This is a genomic window from Paraburkholderia phenazinium (genome assembly GCF_900141745.1).
Lineage (GTDB): Bacteria > Pseudomonadota > Gammaproteobacteria > Burkholderiales > Burkholderiaceae > Paraburkholderia > Paraburkholderia phenazinium_B.
In genome coordinates this window covers 2,704,309-2,720,363 of record NZ_FSRM01000001.1, presented here as the reverse complement: position 1 = coordinate 2,720,363, position 16,055 = coordinate 2,704,309, and the positions used below count along the sequence as shown (strand labels likewise).

The 16,055-nt window shown below is 60.4% G+C and carries 18 protein-coding genes; all 18 read right to left on the bottom strand.

The window, feature by feature from the left end; all coding sequences use genetic code 11:
• Window positions 1-25 precede the first annotated feature (25 nt).
• Window positions 26-1,375 (bottom strand): LLM class flavin-dependent oxidoreductase, encoded by a 1,350-nt coding sequence (locus BUS06_RS12345; protein WP_074264510.1) that lies wholly within the window; start codon window positions 1,373-1,375, stop codon window positions 26-28.
• A 121-nt stretch (window positions 1,376-1,496) separates the two neighbouring features.
• Window positions 1,497-1,841 carry a DUF3088 domain-containing protein gene (locus BUS06_RS12340; RefSeq protein WP_074266061.1) on the bottom strand — a complete coding sequence of 115 codons (345 nt, stop codon included), beginning with the start codon at window positions 1,839-1,841 and terminating at the stop codon, window positions 1,497-1,499.
• A 129-nt stretch (window positions 1,842-1,970) separates the two neighbouring features.
• Complete coding sequence (locus tag BUS06_RS12335; RefSeq protein ID WP_074264509.1) at window positions 1,971-3,188, bottom strand: acyl-CoA dehydrogenase family protein; 1,218 nt, start codon at window positions 3,186-3,188, stop codon at window positions 1,971-1,973.
• A 189-nt stretch (window positions 3,189-3,377) separates the two neighbouring features.
• Complete coding sequence (locus BUS06_RS12330; protein ID WP_217272807.1) at window positions 3,378-4,100, bottom strand: GntR family transcriptional regulator; 723 nt, start codon at window positions 4,098-4,100, stop codon at window positions 3,378-3,380.
• A 131-nt stretch (window positions 4,101-4,231) separates the two neighbouring features.
• Entirely contained in the window at window positions 4,232-4,996 is a 765-nt protein-coding gene (locus BUS06_RS12325) for an SDR family NAD(P)-dependent oxidoreductase (RefSeq protein WP_074264508.1), read from the bottom strand.
• 33 nt (window positions 4,997-5,029) lie between these two features.
• The gene (locus tag BUS06_RS12320) at window positions 5,030-6,124 is read right to left on the bottom strand and encodes an LLM class flavin-dependent oxidoreductase (RefSeq protein WP_074264507.1); all 1,095 of its coding nucleotides are present in this window, start codon (window positions 6,122-6,124) and stop codon (window positions 5,030-5,032) included.
• Between the two features lie 40 nt (window positions 6,125-6,164).
• The gene (locus BUS06_RS12315; RefSeq protein ID WP_074264506.1) at window positions 6,165-6,671 is read right to left on the bottom strand and encodes a flavin reductase family protein; all 507 of its coding nucleotides are present in this window, start codon (window positions 6,669-6,671) and stop codon (window positions 6,165-6,167) included.
• 98 nt (window positions 6,672-6,769) lie between these two features.
• The gene (locus BUS06_RS12310) at window positions 6,770-7,531 is read right to left on the bottom strand and encodes an SDR family NAD(P)-dependent oxidoreductase (protein WP_074264505.1); all 762 of its coding nucleotides are present in this window, start codon (window positions 7,529-7,531) and stop codon (window positions 6,770-6,772) included.
• Between the two features lie 82 nt (window positions 7,532-7,613).
• Window positions 7,614-8,342 carry an amino acid ABC transporter ATP-binding protein gene (locus tag BUS06_RS12305; protein ID WP_074264504.1) on the bottom strand — a complete coding sequence of 243 codons (729 nt, stop codon included), beginning with the start codon at window positions 8,340-8,342 and terminating at the stop codon, window positions 7,614-7,616.
• Window positions 8,339-8,995 (bottom strand): amino acid ABC transporter permease, encoded by a 657-nt coding sequence (locus BUS06_RS12300; RefSeq protein WP_074264503.1) that lies wholly within the window; start codon window positions 8,993-8,995, stop codon window positions 8,339-8,341. Before BUS06_RS12300 ends, BUS06_RS12305 begins: the two co-directional genes overlap by 4 nt.
• A gap of 3 nt (window positions 8,996-8,998) precedes the next feature.
• The gene (locus tag BUS06_RS12295; RefSeq protein ID WP_074264502.1) at window positions 8,999-9,661 is read right to left on the bottom strand and encodes an amino acid ABC transporter permease; all 663 of its coding nucleotides are present in this window, start codon (window positions 9,659-9,661) and stop codon (window positions 8,999-9,001) included.
• A gap of 46 nt (window positions 9,662-9,707) precedes the next feature.
• Window positions 9,708-10,529 carry a transporter substrate-binding domain-containing protein gene (locus BUS06_RS12290; RefSeq protein ID WP_074264501.1) on the bottom strand — a complete coding sequence of 274 codons (822 nt, stop codon included), beginning with the start codon at window positions 10,527-10,529 and terminating at the stop codon, window positions 9,708-9,710.
• 186 nt (window positions 10,530-10,715) lie between these two features.
• A complete protein-coding gene (locus BUS06_RS12285; RefSeq protein WP_074264500.1) occupies window positions 10,716-11,135 on the bottom strand; it encodes a DUF1801 domain-containing protein in 420 nt (139 codons plus the stop codon).
• Window positions 11,136-11,251: 116 nt separating this feature from the next.
• On the bottom strand, window positions 11,252-11,587 hold the full coding sequence (locus BUS06_RS12280; RefSeq protein ID WP_074264499.1) for an L-rhamnose mutarotase: 336 nt from the start codon (window positions 11,585-11,587) through the stop codon (window positions 11,252-11,254).
• Between the two features lie 43 nt (window positions 11,588-11,630).
• Window positions 11,631-12,749, bottom strand: coding sequence for a mandelate racemase/muconate lactonizing enzyme family protein (locus tag BUS06_RS12275; protein WP_074264498.1), 1,119 nt, complete (start codon window positions 12,747-12,749; stop codon window positions 11,631-11,633).
• Window positions 12,750-12,756: 7 nt separating this feature from the next.
• On the bottom strand, window positions 12,757-13,638 hold the full coding sequence (locus tag BUS06_RS12270; protein WP_074264497.1) for a carbohydrate ABC transporter permease: 882 nt from the start codon (window positions 13,636-13,638) through the stop codon (window positions 12,757-12,759).
• A 5-nt stretch (window positions 13,639-13,643) separates the two neighbouring features.
• The gene (locus tag BUS06_RS12265; RefSeq protein WP_083611514.1) at window positions 13,644-14,585 is read right to left on the bottom strand and encodes a carbohydrate ABC transporter permease; all 942 of its coding nucleotides are present in this window, start codon (window positions 14,583-14,585) and stop codon (window positions 13,644-13,646) included.
• A gap of 75 nt (window positions 14,586-14,660) precedes the next feature.
• The gene (locus tag BUS06_RS12260) at window positions 14,661-15,992 is read right to left on the bottom strand and encodes an ABC transporter substrate-binding protein (RefSeq protein WP_217272806.1); all 1,332 of its coding nucleotides are present in this window, start codon (window positions 15,990-15,992) and stop codon (window positions 14,661-14,663) included.
• Window positions 15,993-16,055 lie beyond the last annotated feature (63 nt).

Sequence of the window (16,055 nt, the reverse complement as noted above, 5' to 3'; positions counted from 1 at the left end):
GAAAATGAGGAATCGACGGGCGGCCCTAGGCGCTCTTTTGCCAGACACGTCCGTTATCGGGGCGCGCGAGCCCGAGGTGCTCGCGCAGCGTGCGGCCTTCATAGTCGGTGCGAAAAATGCCGCGCTGTTGCAGGAGCGGCACGACGCCATCGGCAAAATCCTGCAGGCCGCCCGGCAGAACGTCGGGCATCAGGTTAAAGCCATCGGCGGCGCCGGCGTTGAACCAATGCTCGATGTCATCGGCGATCTGCTCGGGAGTCCCGACGATCACGCGATGCCCACCGCCGCCCGCAAGCGAACGGATCAGCTCTCGCACCGTATAGCCATGCCGCCGGGCCTGCGCGATGGTTGCGTGAAAGAAGGTATGGTTACCATTGCCGCCACCCGGTAGCGTGAGATTGTCGGGTAGTTGCTCGTCGAGCTTGAGTTTGTCCGCGGGAATGCCTAGTGTGCCGGCGAGGCGCGTCACACTGTAGCTCCAGGGAATCAGATCGACCAGTTCGTCGCGTCGCCGCAAGGCTTCGCTTTCCGTGGCGCCGATAATGGTCGTCAGGCCTGCCAACACCTTCACTGCATTGCGCCCATAGCTTGCTGCGCGGGCCTTTAGCTCGCGGCCATAGGCGAGCGACTCTTCAAACGACTGTGAGGCAGAGAATACTGCTTCAGCATGGCGTGCCGCGAGGTCGCGGCCATCTGGCGATGCTCCGGCCTGCACGAGTACCGGATGCCCCTGCGGCGAGCGCGGCAGGTTCAACGGCCCCTGCACATCGAAATATTTTCCGCGGTGGGCGACGGGATGAACCTTGCCGGTATCGACGAAATGTCCACTGGTTTTATCGCCGATGAACGCGTCGTCTTCCCAGCTATCCCAGAGCGCCTTGACCACCTCGGTGAACTCGGCCGCGCGCGCGTAGCGCTCGGTGTGGTCGGGCACCGCCTCGCGGCCGAAATTGCGCGCCGAGGCCAGGTCGGCTGTCGTGACGACGTTCCAGCCGGCGCGCCCTGCGCTGACGTGATCGAGCGTCGCGAAACGCCGCGCAATGTTATACGGCTCGTTGTAGCTGGTCGATGCCGTTCCGATCACACCGATGCGCGAAGTAGCAGCCGCGATGCTCGCCAGCAGCACCGTCGGTTCGAGCGCGGTGATCGGACGAAAGTTAATCTGATCGGCAATCGACGCGTTATCGGCGAGGAACACGGCATCGAATTTCGCTGCCTCGGCAATCTGCGCGACGCGGACGTAATGACCGACATCGATGAACGCGTGCGGATCCGCCTCCGCGATTCGCCACGCTGACGGGACGAAACCGGAGTGCAGGATATTGATGTTCAGATGCAACTGGCGCGGCGCGCGTCGGCCGGCAGCGTGGCTCATGAGAAAGTCTCCGTAGCGGGATCGTCTTCGCTCGCCTCGCGAGCGCAAGTGCAAGCGGCGTGTAACGCAGCCCCGCAACCGGCTCGACTGCGCGGACCGGTGGAGGGCCCGCCAGACAGCGTCAATGGACCTTCGGGAAGCCGTGACGTTCGGCGAGCAGCGCAAGAATGCGGTTGGTGTCGGTGACGAAACGCTTGCTGCCTAGCGTCTGCGCGTCGTCGGGCACCGGCGCCTCGTCGCCGAGGATCAGCACGGGCAGGCCCTGATGATCCGCATCGAGCGCCTGGATCGCCACCTCGCGTGGACGCGCAAACGGCAAACGCTGGATGTCGAGGCTGGCGCTCTTCGATGGGTCGCTTGCAAGAAGCCCTTCGATGGGCGCGCCATGGGGGCAAATGAAGCGCTCGCCAGGATGCTTCGGATCGGTAAAGCCCGGTTCGAGGAGTAAGAGAAGGTCTCGGCTCATGATGTGCGGCGGATCCATAGGGGATGAGTCGAACGATTCTCAACCCTCGAACGGCATCACGCCACGAATAAATCTGCACAAGGATATGCGGCCAGCAACTTAAGGAAATCAAAACCGATTCGCAAGCAGCTAGAACACCCGTCCCTCGGTCAGATGTGTGGTCACGCCGTTCAGTTCGTAATCGCCGATCACGCGCGCCTTGTGCAGCAGTGGGTTGTGACTGAAAATCGTGCGCAGGTTGCGCCAGTGACGGTCGAAGTTATGCGAGCGCGCCGTGGCCGACGCTCCGCCGACTTCGAACAGACGTTCGCCTGTATAGAGCGCGAGTTTGCTCACGACCAGTTGGGTCTTGGCCGTGGCGAGCGCACCTTCGAGCACCAGTTCTTCGGCATTGCTCACGCCTTTGCGGATCGCGTTCGCCGAGCGGTCCAGCGTGCGCGCATTTTGCTGCACCAGGGCGTCGATTGACAGACTATGCGCTGCGAGGTCGCCGATCACCTGTTGCACGAAACCATCCTCGCGCGCCGAGGGCGCAGGGCTATGCAACACGGGCCGGCCGAACTGCGTCACGTAGCGTCGCGCATCGGCCACGATGTTGCGCACAATCCCGGCAGCCACTGCCACCAGATGCAACTGCCGCAACGCGCCGCCGTGCCGTCCTGCCAGCGTGGTGCTCCCACGTGCAGCGATTTCATGCGTATAGACGCGCACATTGTCGAGCACGAGACCGCCGCTTGCCGTCATGCGCTGGCCCATGCCGTCCCAGTCATCGAGAACCTGCAGACCTTCACGTGTCACCGGAATCACGATCTGCATGGTCTCGTCATTCTCATCCTGCACGTTGATGCGCGCATAGTCGGAAAACGCGGTTCCCGTCGAATAGTATTTGCGACCCGACACGCGATAATGTCCGCCGTCGCGTACCAGTCTGGTGGTGATTTCGCCAGGACGTGCGGTTCCGAGTTCAGTAGATGCTCCGCCAAAGATCGCACCCTTCTGCAGGCGTTCGATCTGAATATCGTTGAACGTGGAGCGCGGCGAGAGCACCAGCGACTCGGTCAGGTCGTAATGAATCCGCAAGGCGTGCGCCACATTGGACTCATGCGCAGCCAGAGTGGTGACGACATGAAACAGGTCTTCCAGCGTCCCGCCTAAACCGCCCCACTCCAGCGGAAGACGCAAGACACCCAGCCCCGACTCGCGAAACAGCGCGAATGCGTCAAACGGCAACTCACGCCTGGTTTCGCGCTGCGCGGCGTCTTCGCCGATCGCTTCAGCCAAAGCCGGCAACGCGGATAAAGCCGCCTGGAGCCGCGACTGTGCGGCGGTGTCGTTGGAGACCTGCATGCCTTCATTCCTTTTTGAAAACGCACGGACCGGGCGTGTCCGGCTGCAAGGCGGCGATCGAAACGATCGAGCCGCGGATTCAGTTTGCCGAAGCAACGGGTCAGTATAGGAATGTGATGCGCAGCGCAGAACCACAGATTTGAGCTATGGATATGCGTGAGTATGGATTGGAGGGCGTTGCAGGTGCCGTCAGCTCGCGTTCGGCGCTTTGGCGTGATCGTCGCCCATGCGTTCAATGAACCGCTCGGCCGCTAACGTGAACGAGTGTTGCCAGATCTGCTCAGCCAAAACGAAATCCTTGTCCTTGATTGCCTTTGCGAGCGCCTCGATCCTCTCGAGCGCGTCCTTCTCGCGATCTGTATAGGTCATGCTCAACAGATTGTTGAAGCGCACCACCTCGGCCGTCAACTCCTCGAAATAGCGCGCGGTCTTCTCCAACTGGCTCGCCTTGACAATAGCGTCCTGAAACTCAAGGTGATTGTTGATCGAGGCGTTCTGGTCCGGCTCCTTGGCAAAGCGCAATGCGTTGCGCGTGAGCCGCTCGAGATCGCGGATGACGCTGCCCGTGAGCAGTTCAGGTTTCGATGCCAGCGCGCGCAGTGCAATCGTCCCTAACGCCGAGCGGATTGCATACACCTCGAGAATGTTTTCCGGATTGATCTCGGCGACGATTGCACCACGGTTGGGCCGTACTTCGACGAAGCCCTCCCGGCTAAGACGCTTCAGCGCCTCCCGCACCGGGTGCCGCGAAACGTTTAGCTGGTCTGTCAACCGGCTTTCAATCAGCCGGGTGCCTGGCGCAAAACGCCCCGAGACGATCGCGTCCCTGATCTGCATCGCGGCATACTCGACGCTATCGAGCGCCACTTTCGGAGCGAGGCCGCCCACCTGTGCCTTTGTTTTCAGAACCACCGCGAGATGCCTTTAAAAAATGTCGATAATCGACATTGTACGGCAGTTCGGCAACAGCGCAGATAGCGAGATTCAACGCCTTCAGGCGCCACGTGGGACGCCAAAAATCAGATCCGACACCGGCGGCCGTATCAACTCCAGCCGCCATCCACCACAAAGCTCTGGGCGCTGCACATGCGGCTGTCGTCGGAGGCGAGCCAAAGCGCCATCCGCGCGATATCGTCCGGCATGACCAGATCCTTGAGGCACTGACGCCGTTGGATTTCGGCCTTGCCTTCGTCTGTGACCCATAGTTCGAGTTGCCGCTTCGTCATCACCCAGCCGGGCACGAGCGTATTCACGCGGATTCCGCGCAGACCGAGATCCCGTGCGAGGCCGCGCGTCAAACCTTCGATAGCCGCTTTGGCCGCAATGTAGATCGGCATCCCGCCAAGTCCTACGCGCCAGCTGAAGGAGCCGACATTGACGATCGACCCGCCGCCGGAGCGGACCATGCCGGGCACGACCGACTGCGCGCAAAAGAACAGGTGCCGCAGATTCAGCGCGATGCGTTCGTCGAAATATTCGACCGAGACGCTTTCCAGGTCGTGCCGCTCATCGTGCGCGGCGTTGTTGACCAGCACCTCGATATCGCCATGCTGTGCGCAATGACCGGCGATCGCGCTCTGCACTGCGGCTATATCGCAAAGATCGACGTGCAAAAACACCGGTTTCCTGTTTTCAGGCGCGTCCAGCTTGTCGAGCAGCCAGCGTGCCGCCGCTTCATCACGTTCGATAAACACAACCCGTGCGCCCTGGCGCCAGAACTGCTCGACGTGCGAGGCACCGATGCCTCCACCGCCGCCTGTCACCAGCACATGGCGATCTACAAGACTGGGATATTGCGCGAATTTCATTGGAAACCCTCCTGTTCAAGCAACACGCCAGGATCAGGCCTTGACGAGCACCTGCCCTTCAAGCCGCTCCTGGCCGATCCGCTCGATCGGACCCAATTCCTTTTCGACCAGCGGTAAAACCTCAGAAACAAACCGTTCCAACGAACGACGGGCCCGTTCGAGCGGCATGCACCCAAACTGGAAATTGCAGGCGTAGTGCGTCGGATTCAGGCGGCGCAGATCCTGGACGATCCGCTCGGCCACCTGTTCTGGAGTGCCAACGACTGTGTTCGCCGCATACTGTTCAATCGTCTGCTCCCCATCGAATGGCTCGTCGCTGATGAAGCTGCCATCCATCGGGAGATCGTTAAAACGAAGGTGGTTGGCCATGCGACCCACATAGCGTGCACGCTCGCCGGCCTCGAGCGCTTCCGCGCGGCTGTCCGTGACATGCACGTACTGCATGATGGCCAACGGCTTCGTCTTCGGATCGACACCGACCACCCGCCAGTTCTGATCGAGCTGATCGACCATCTTGTACAGCACCGGCGAACCGAGCGTACTGGCGGCAAGAAACGGCGTGGCGTTGCTGTTGCGGATTCGCTCCAGCAGCGGAATCTGGCTGCTCGTGACATACACCGGCGGTATCGGGCTCTGCAGAGTCCGCACGGCAAAGGTCGACCTGGGCACCGTGATGTATTTACCTTCGAATTCGACCTCGCCATTGAGCAGCGCGCTCTCGACGACGTTCCAGTACTCCAGGAACATCTCCACTTTTTCCTCGATAGGCAAGCGAAAACGCTCGAATTCGAACTGCTGATAGCCCGTACCGACTCCGATTACCGCGCGCCCTTCCGACTGGATGTCGAGCAGCGCGATCTCCTGGGCAACCCGCACAGGGTTGTAGAGCGGCAATACGATCACCCCCGTACCGAGCTTGATGCGTTTGGTCCAGCCCGCGGCGTAGGACGCCATCATCAGCGGCGACGCACACATCGAATAGTTGCAGAAGTGATGCTCCGCGAACCATGCCGTGTCGAAGCCCAGATGTTCCGCGGCCTGCACCATCGTTTTCGTATCGCTCATCACACCAGCGGCCCCTTGCGGATGATCACGCAGGGTCATGAGGCTGAAAATTCCGAATTTCATCCAACTCTCCAGATTACGTTCCAATCAAAACCGCTACCGTTCATGCTGCTGCGGCTGCGAGCGCCGCCGTAGTGACGTAGGTCCCGTCCTGGTAAATGAGGGGACTGACCTCTTCGGCAAACCGGACCTCTTCGACCTTGCCGATCACGACCACATGGGTCCCATATCTGATGGTCTCTCCGACGCTGCAGAGCAGATTGGCCTGCGCGTCGGTGAGGTAGGGGATACCCAGAGTGTCGCCTTCCCAATGGCCCGCGCCAAAACGCTCCGAACCCTTGAGCTTTCCCCCAAACGCACTCGACACATCCGCATGCGAGCGTTTGAGGACGTTCACATAGAAGCGCCCTTCGGCCATCAGCGGTCCGATCACCGACGACGACGTATTCAGGCACACCACCATCGAGCAGGGCTCCAGTGAGAGCGAGGTAACGGCCGTGGCCGCCATACCGAACCACCCACCGTCGCGAGCGCAACTGATCACGCTGACGCTGGCAGCCAGTCTGCGCATGCATTGACGGAATCCATCGTTAAGCTCGCCGGTACTCATGACATCTCTCCACAGTGGGTCGGTTGTCTTAAATATTGCAGATTATCTACAATCCGTCAACGTGATTCTGGGCCTTGTTGCGGGGCCCGATCGCGAAGTTAGAGGGAAATTCCGCCGTCGATAATGACCGTTTGACCCGTCATCATCCGTGCGCCGAAGCCCAGGTAGGCAATCGTTTCGGCGACGTCCGCCGTGGTTGCCCAGCGCTTGAGCGGCGTCTTTTCGATCGATTCCTTCCTGTGTTCCTCAGTCCAGCCGATCCCCCACGAACTTTCCACTACGCCCGGCGCAACGGCATTCACCCGAACATTGGGCGCAAGCGAACGGGAGAGGTTTTTGGTCAGATTGATCACCGCCGCCTTGGACGCGCTGTAACAGATGCTGCTGCTCACCGAGCCGAACCCGGCAATCGAAGCCGTGTTGACGATCGCACCTTTCGCTTCGGCCAAAGCCTTGGCAGCGAACTTCGAGCAGCGAAACACGCTCATGAGGTTGGTATTCATGATGACCGTCCAGAGATCCTCGGTGACAGAGTCGAGATCGGCGATCGGAATCGGTTTGCTCACGCCCGGTACGCCGGCGTTATTCACGAGAAGATCGAGACGTCCCAATTGTTCGATGGCCGTTCGGACCATCTCTTCCGCGCTACCCGGGTTGCCTACGTCGCCCGGCGCCGCAAACGCCGTGCCGCCGCTTGCCTGAATGCTTTTCACGGCCTCCGGACCACGCGGATCGTTCGGTAGAAAGTTGATAGCCACGGCGGCACCGGAGCGTGCGAGCAGCCTCGCCGTTTCCAGGCCTATGCCCGACGCGGCGCCGGTGACCAGTGCCGCGCGATTTTTAAGGTCAAACGAAATCATGGCGCTCCTTGGTTGTGCAGATGGATGTTGCCGGGCGAATGCACGCCCTTCGTACTTCTGATCGATTACCTTTCGACTGTCGTCACGCTCTCGAATCGCGCTGCAAAAACCGCTGGGTTCTCTCATCGCGAGGACTGCCGAGCACTTCCGCCACCGTCCCAACCTCGCAGACCTGTCCCGAATGGAGAAAGGCGACGCGGTCGCCGGACTGGCGCGCAAACGAAATGTCGTGAGTCACGACGACCATGGTCATGCCTTCGGATTTCAGCAGACGCATCGTGTCGAGCACTTCGCCAACCAGTTCTGGATCCAGTGCCGACGTCACCTCATCGAACAGCATGTACGCCGGTTCCATGGCCAGTGCGCGGGCAATTGCCAGACGTTGCTGCTGACCGCCCGACAGCCGCGTCGGCAACAGATCCGCCTTGTCGCCGAGACCCACGTGCTCCAGATGCTTCTTCGCGATCGCGCGGGCGTCGCTACGGCTGCGTTTGGCGACCAGCCGCAGCGCAAGCATGACGTTCTCCAGTGCAGTCAGGTGCGGAAACGCGTTGTACTGCTGAAAGACAATTCCAAGCTTCTGTCGCAGGCGATTCAGGTTGGTGTCCTTCGCATGAACATTGATACCGTCGACCGTGATCGATCCCCCCTGAATCGGCTCCAGCCCATTGATGCACTGAAGCAAGGTCGACTTGCCCGAGCCGCTGGCGCCCAACAGGCACAGCAGCTCGCCTTTTTTCACGTCCAGATCGATCCCTTTCAGGATCTCGACCTCGCCGAACTTCTTATGGACCGAACGGATTTCGATCATGATGCGATGCCTCTTTGCAAATGAGCGCTGTAACGCGACACGGGATAGCAGATCACGAAATAGAACAGCCCGACCCCAAGCAGCAGCGGCAAGGTTTCATTGGTACGCGAGATGAGTATCTGCGCCGACTTCATAAACTCGACGTATCCGACGACGCTTACCAGCGCCGTATCTCTCGTCAATCCAAGCAGAAGCCCGATCCATGCACTCAGCCCCGTGCGCAGTGCCAGGGGCGCGGAGATATGGAAGAGCGTCTGGAAATAGCCCATGCCGAGCGAGCGTGCCGCACGGATGTATGCGTACGGCACCGATCCGAGCGAGCCCCGCACCACTTCGGAGGTCACCACGGTCATGGACGAACTCAGGACAATGATGCTCAACCAGAACGTGCTGAACGCGTTGCCAGATATCGAAAGCGCGCTGTTGACAAGAATCAGCTGGATGAGCAACGGAACGCTGCGCGTGATATCGACGTAAGGAGTGGTGACGACACGGATTCCCGGCGACACATGCCGAAGCCAGCCGAGGACGATGCCTCCGCACGTTCCGATCCCTCCCGCAAGGACCGATACGAGCAGGGTATGGAGCGCCCCGATGAGCAGAAACTGCGCGTCGCTCCAATGAAAGCCCTGATCCGCCAGAATGAACTGCATACGCTAGGTCCTCAAGGCACGGCGAAACACGATCTTCGAGCCGAACTCGATGGCCTTGGCAAGCACGTAGTAGATACCCGCGGTCACCAGGAAGAATTCGAAACTCCGGAACGAGACTGACTGTGCCGCGTTGGCCGCACCGGTCAACTCCCTCAAACCGATCAGCATGCCTAAGGATGAATTCAGCAGTGCCCACACAGCCTGATTGATGAACGCCGGAAACACGTGGCTGAAAACCTGCGGGAAGATCACCTTGCGGTATGCCTGCCACTGGCTCATGCCCAGGGAGCGAGCGGCTCTCAGTTGTTGCGGAGGAACGGCAACCAGGCCCCCCCGGAAGATCTCGGCGAGGTAGCCCGCGTTGTTGAAAGTCAGCGCAATCAGCACCGAGGCGAAACTCGAGATGTTGATGCCGAGGGCGCCGACGCCGAAGTACATCATGTACACCTGAAACAGCGTTGGTGTGTTTCTCGCCACCTCGATCCATGCCGACGAAAATTTTCCGGCGACGCCCCGCCCATTCTGTCTTGCAACCGACAGCGGCATGGCCAGCAGCGTTCCGAACAAGACGGAGAGACACGTGATCTCGACTGTCAGCCGCACTCCGCTCAACAGTTCGGGCCATGCATCCCAAACGAGAGACCAGTAAAAGGTATAACCAGACACATGTACTCCCAATCAGACGCAGTCCCGAGGTGCCGCAATCGCGGGTTCAGTAGTCGACGCCCTTGAGATTGAGCGGTGCCGGCTCGCCCGGCGCGATGTACTTGTTATACAGTTCCTTGTACCGGCCCGACGCCACCTGATTCCAGACAAACAGCTTCACCCACTGCAGAAACTGATAGTCGTCACGCTTGACGGCGATCGAATCCATGTCGGACAGGTCTGCCGTTCCGCCCACGACGAACGTCGGAAACTTTCCGCTCTTCACCAGCAGGTCGGCGGTGGACGCCGAGACCAGGATCGCATCGACCTTCCCCTGCTGGAGCGCCAGATAGGCCTCGGTATCGGAGGCGAAGCCGGTATAGGTCGTCTTCGGGTTCTTCCACTGGGCGATGGACTTGTTCAGAAACTGCTCGGTCGAGGTGCCATTGACGCCGCCCAGAGCGTGTCCCTTCATACTGTCATACGACTGAATGCCTGCGCCTTTCCGGGCCAGCACGACGGTCACGTAATTGATGTACGGCTGGCTGAAGGCCACGCTGATGCCGCGCTGCGCGGTATTCGTGGTCGACGCAATCAGCACGTCGATCCGGTTCGACACCAGCGCCGGGATACGGTCAGGCGACGGCGTTTCGACAATCTCGGCCTCGGCGCCGAGCGCCTTCGCCATATCCTGGCAATACGCTACGTCGAAGCCATCGGGCTTGTTATCGGGCGTCCGGAAACCCGCGGGCGGTGAGTCGAGCATGACGCCGCAGCGCAGCTTCTTCGCCTGGATGACAGAATCCAGCGTCGATCCATAGCCCGGCATCATGAGCGCCGCAAGGCCAAGCGCGACCACCGCGCGGACAACCATACTAACTTTTGACATGTCCTATCCTTTGCTGGGTAAGCAAACCGCTAGTGATCGCGGCGCACTTCACTGGGATTGAGAGGCAAACGCACGACCCGCCACCGCCCGTCCAGACGGTCAACCAGTCAGGCGACACATCTAAATTAAGTAGATTGTCTACAATTGTCAACCAGACAAAAACCCCATGCAGGGGTTCGCCGCGCCTCAGGGCTTTTTAGTTTCAGCCGTTTTCGCCCGAGGCCTTGCAGGCGCGTTCTTCTTCAATTTGGTCTGGTTATATTCGATCGCGGCGCGTACAAGGGCTTTCAAGGCACGGTCATTGACCTTATCGCCCTCGAGAAAGTCGATCGCCCGTCTCATGTTGCCTTCGAGCCCCGCGTTGAACAGCTTGTCCGGATCCGCCAGACTCGCCCCGTGGGCAAAGGTGACCTTCACCTTCCCTTTGTGGGCATTGGCCACCGCGATCATTCCGTCGCGCGACCACACCGGGCTGCCCATCCACTTCCATTCCTCGATGATCTCCGGGTCCGCCCCAAGGATGCTCTTGCGCACGCTGGCAAAAGTCTTACCGCGCCAATCCGTCAGCCCTGCGATCAGTTCGTCAATGCGTTCCGATGGATTCATTGGCTCTCCATGCCTTCAGTTCCGGTGTCGTCCCGTTCAATCACAATCGTAAATGTAGCGGCTGCACTGGAAGATTGTAAGCGAACGCTGGTACGACACCCGTCGCGGCGGCCTGGTCAGATCTGTTCGCCCAGACGAAACACACTCTCCATCGGCTGCCAAGCGGTTTGCTCGGCATGAGGCAAGGGCTGCTGGAAGCTCGCCATCAGCGTCTCCCATTCTTTCACTCGCGGATGCGTGCCCGGCCCGATGACCAGCTGCTCCGGCGCAAATCCGGGATCGGCGTCGATTAGCATGACCAGGCGGTTCTCGCGCCGCCAGATGGTCATGTCATGAATACCCGAGGCCCGAAGATGCTCGAGCACCTCGGGCCAGACCTCCCGGTGATAGCGGTCGTACTCCGCCATCACGGCCGGGTCGTCGCGAAGATCGAGGGCGAGACAGAAGCGCATGCGACACTCCATGACAGGGGCAAACGGCAGGCTACGCGTGTACTCAGGCGTTGACCGGCGTGTCGAGCTCTACGTGCAGACGCTGTTGCGCGCGAATCGCGTCCCAGTCCCAGTCGATACCGATTCCTGGCGACGCCGGCGGTGTGGCATACCCCTGCTCCACCACGATCGAAGTGCCAGTCAACGAGTCCAGCTGAGGAATGTACTCGAGCCAGCTAGCATTGGGTACGGCCGCGCACAAGCTTACGTGCAGCTCCATCAGGAAGTGCGGACAGATCTCAATGTTCATCGCCTCGGCAATATGCGCAACCTTTAGCCACGGCGTAATGCCGCCGACGCGGGCAACATCCGCCTGAACGATCGAGCATGCATCCGCCTTCACATACTCGGCGAACTGCGCCGGGTGGTACAGCGATTCGCCAACCGCAACCGGCACCGTCGTCGCAGCACACAGACGCCGATGCGCGTCGAGGCTTTCGGCGGGCATCGGTTCCTCCAGCCATGCGAGCCGTAGCGGTTCAAACGCGTGCGCCCGTCGCAGCGCCTCGGCCAGCGTGAATCCCTGATTGGCATCGACCATCAGTTCGAAGCCGTCGCCCACAGCCGAGCGCACGGCAGTCAGGCGGGCGGCGTCCTCCGACACATGCGGGCGCCCTACTTTCAGTTTCGCGCCACGGAACCCCTCGGCTTGTGCCCGCAGCGTCTGCTCGACCAGTTCGTCTTGCGACAGATGCAGCCAGCCCCCCTCGGTCGTGTAGGTGCGCACACGCTGTTGCGCGCCGCCGGCGGCAATCCACAGCGGCAGGCCCGCCACGCGCGTATTGCGATCCCATAGCGCCGTATCGACGGCGGCCAGTGCGAGGCCGGTGATCGCGCCCACCGCGGTTGCATGCGTATGGAAGAACAGATCGCGCCAGATTGCTTCGTACTCCGCGGGATTGCGGCCTATCAGCCGCGGCACGAGATGATCGTGCAACAGCGCGACGATCGACGAGCCGCCGGTGCCGATCGTATACGTATAGCCGGTTCCGCTACTGCCGTCGCTGCAGCGAATCGTCACCAGAATGGTTTCCTGCACGACGAACGACTGGATGGCGTCCGTGCGCCGCACTTTCGGCTGCAGGTCGACCTGCCGGATTTCGACGTTTTCGATAACGGTCATGGTGGTTTTATCCTTTGACGCCGCCGAGCGTAAGCCCCGCAATCAGGTGTTTCTGAACAATGAAAGTCAGCACGATGGCCGGAACGATGATGATCACCGCCATCGCGCACATGCCCGCCCAGTCCACCGTGAACTGCGCGGTGAAGTCCATCAGGCCGACGGGGAGTGTTTTGGTATCGGGACTGCGGCACAGTTGCGAGGCCAGCGCGAATTCGTTCCAGCTCGTCAGGAAGGCGAAAATCGCCGCCGACGCCACGCCCGATCGCGCGAGCGGCAGCTCGATATGCCAGAACGCCTGCCAGCGGGTGCAACCGTCTATCTGGGCGGCCTCGGCGAGTTCCGCCGGCACTTCGCGAAAGAAACCGTCGATCAGCCAGACGGTAAACGGCACGTTCATCGCGAGATACACGATGATGACGCCGATGCGCGTATCGAGCAGACCTGTCCACGCCCACAGCATGAAGATCGGCAACGAAAGCGCGATGCCGGGAATGGCCCGTGTGAGCATCAGGACCACGAACAGTGTCTTCTTGTGGCGGAACTCGAAGCGTGCAAACGCATAGCCGCCTAACACGCCGACCACGATCGCGGCGCAGGTGCTCGCCAACGAGATCAGCATCGAATTCACAAAGTACTGACGAATCGGCAGCGAGGCCATTGCACCGAAGCCGAACATGTTGCGGAAGTTGTCGAGCGTATAGCTGCTGGCATCGGAGAGCGGCTGGTTCGACAGGATCGCCACGTTCGAGCGAAATGCGTTGAGCACAACCCACAGGCCGGGCAGGCAGATCACCGCCATCACGATGAAGACGGCGAACCACAACGCGGCCCGCCTGAGTGGCGCCCCTGGCGAGGAAACCCGGTAATCGCGTTCAATAGCCGTGCTCATGATGTTCAGGCGGGTCCCATATGTCTGCGTGCGGCATTTAGCTTGCGGAAGAAGTACAGCGTGAACAGCACGGAAACGAGCACCGACACATAGCCGATTGCATTCGCGTAGCCCATATGCGAGTCGTCGTAGGCGATACGGCCCACCATCGTCCACAGTAGTTCGGTGCGCCCGCCGGGACCACCGTTCGTCATGATGCGCACAATGTCGTAGGCCCGGCCGACATCGAGCGAGCGGATCGTCATCGCAATGTAGACGAACGGCATCAGATACGGCAGCGTCACATAACGGAAGGTTTGCAGCGGCGTGCAACCGTCGACTTTGGATGCTTCGATCGGATCTTTCGGCAACGCCATCAGCCCGGCAAGCAGGATCACCGCGAAAACGGGTGTCGAGTTCCAGACCTCGGCTGCGACCAGCGAGGCCAGCGCCGAATTCGCATTGACCAGAAAGGGAATCGTGCTTTTCAGGCCGAACAGTGTTTGCAGAAGATGATTGACCACCCCGGTGCTGTCGTTGAGCATGAACTTGAACTGAAAGCCGACCAGCACCGGCGAGAACATCATCGGGAACATCATGATGGTGCGCAAAATACGCTGGCCTTTGGTGACCTCGTTGAGCAGGAGCGCGATGCCGAGGCCCAGCACGAGTTCCAGATTCAAGGCAATCGTCAGGAACAGCACCGTGCGGCCGAATGCGGCCCAGAAATCTTCGTTGGCAAAGGCACGCAGATAGTTGCGCAGGCCAATGAAATGCCAGATCGTCTCAGGCTCGATCAGGCGGTAAGCGGTGAAGCTCGTGTAGAGCGAAAACAACAACGGCAGCACGACAACGATCGCCACGGAGAAAAACGCCGGCAGCAGCAGCTTGAGCGGCAAAGCAATACCCTCATGAGAAACCGGCACGAGAGCGGGTACGGCAGACGAATCTTGAAGGTTGGATCGCATGGTGTCGTGGAGCTGGAAGCGGATCGCCCCGCACGGCGCAGCGTGCATCGTGCGGGGCGTGCGGTACCTTTATCGCTAGTCGGAGGCGTCCTGCATGATGTCGGAGACCTTCTTCGCCGCGTCGTCGAGCGCCTGCTGGGACGACTTGTCGCCAATCAGCGCCTTCTGCAGTTCGGGCCACAAGGCATTCGAGATTTCGTCCCACTGCTGGATGCGCGGCGGTGTAAAGGCATCCTGACGTGCCGCCGTGCTAAACACGGCGATGGCATTCGCCATGTACGCATCATTCTTCGCCTGGAACTCCTTCACAACGGCCTGCTGCGCATCGACGCGCGACGGAATCGTGCCGAGGCGCGCCTCCACCATCTGCGAATCGAAACTGGTCAGGAATTGGACGAAGCTCGCGGCGACCTCCGGACGATCGCAGCTCTTCGTGATCGAGAAGCTATGCGATCCGGACCAGCCAGGCCGCTTGTTGGCGGCACCGAGCGGCGCCGGCACGACGCCCACATTGCCCGCGATTTTGGAGGTCTTCGGATCGTTGTAGAACGACGCGAAGCCTGGCCAGTCGAGATCCAGCGCCACCTTGCCGGCGGCAAAGTTATTGCCGAGGTCGTCCCAGACGTAGCTCGGTACGCCCTTGGGCACCGCACCGGACTTGTAGAGATCCACGAACCAGTTGAGCGTCTTGACGCCAATCGGCGAGTTGAACGCGGCGCGGTTCTTTGCATCGAGCAACTGTCCGCCATTGGCGATCAGCAGCGAATAGAACGTACCCGTAATCGCCTCGTCCTTGCCGGGAAACTGCGTGCCGTAGAAGTTCGGCGCCTTGGTAAAGAACTTGGCCTGCTGGGTGAATTCCGCGTAGGTTTTCGGTGGCGCGAGCGTCTCGCCGAACTGCTTGCTATAGGCGGCCTGGTTGGCCGGATCGCCGTACGCAGTCTTGTCGTAGTACAACGCTTCGATATCGACCGAGCGCGGAATCTGCACCAGATGTCCATTGATCTCCGAGGCCTTCAGCAGGCTCGGCGAAAACGCGGCCAGATAACTCGCAGGAAAGAGTCCCTTCAGATCACGGAAGATCGGGTATTGGGCCGAAAAATTGGTGTGATTCGACGACACGCAATAGTCGATATGGCCAGATGCGATGTCCTGCTTCAGTTCGCGATCCAGCTCGAAGTGGCTCTTGCGCGAGATGATCTCGACTTTCGCACCAGTCTGCTTTTCCCACAGCGGAATGCGCGTATAGAGCGCCTCGTACTGCACACCGCCGATCAGCTTGACCCGCAGTGTGTAGCCTTTGTATTCGCCGTCGGCATGAGCGAGGCCGGACGCAACGATGCCCGCGAGCGCGAGCACCGAAGCGGCGAGCCTGAACATGGTCGGCATGGTTGGATAGCGCATCATTGTCTCCTCTTTTATGAGTTCCGCCGTGAGACCGCGCGGCTTGCCGGCGGCCAATACTTCATG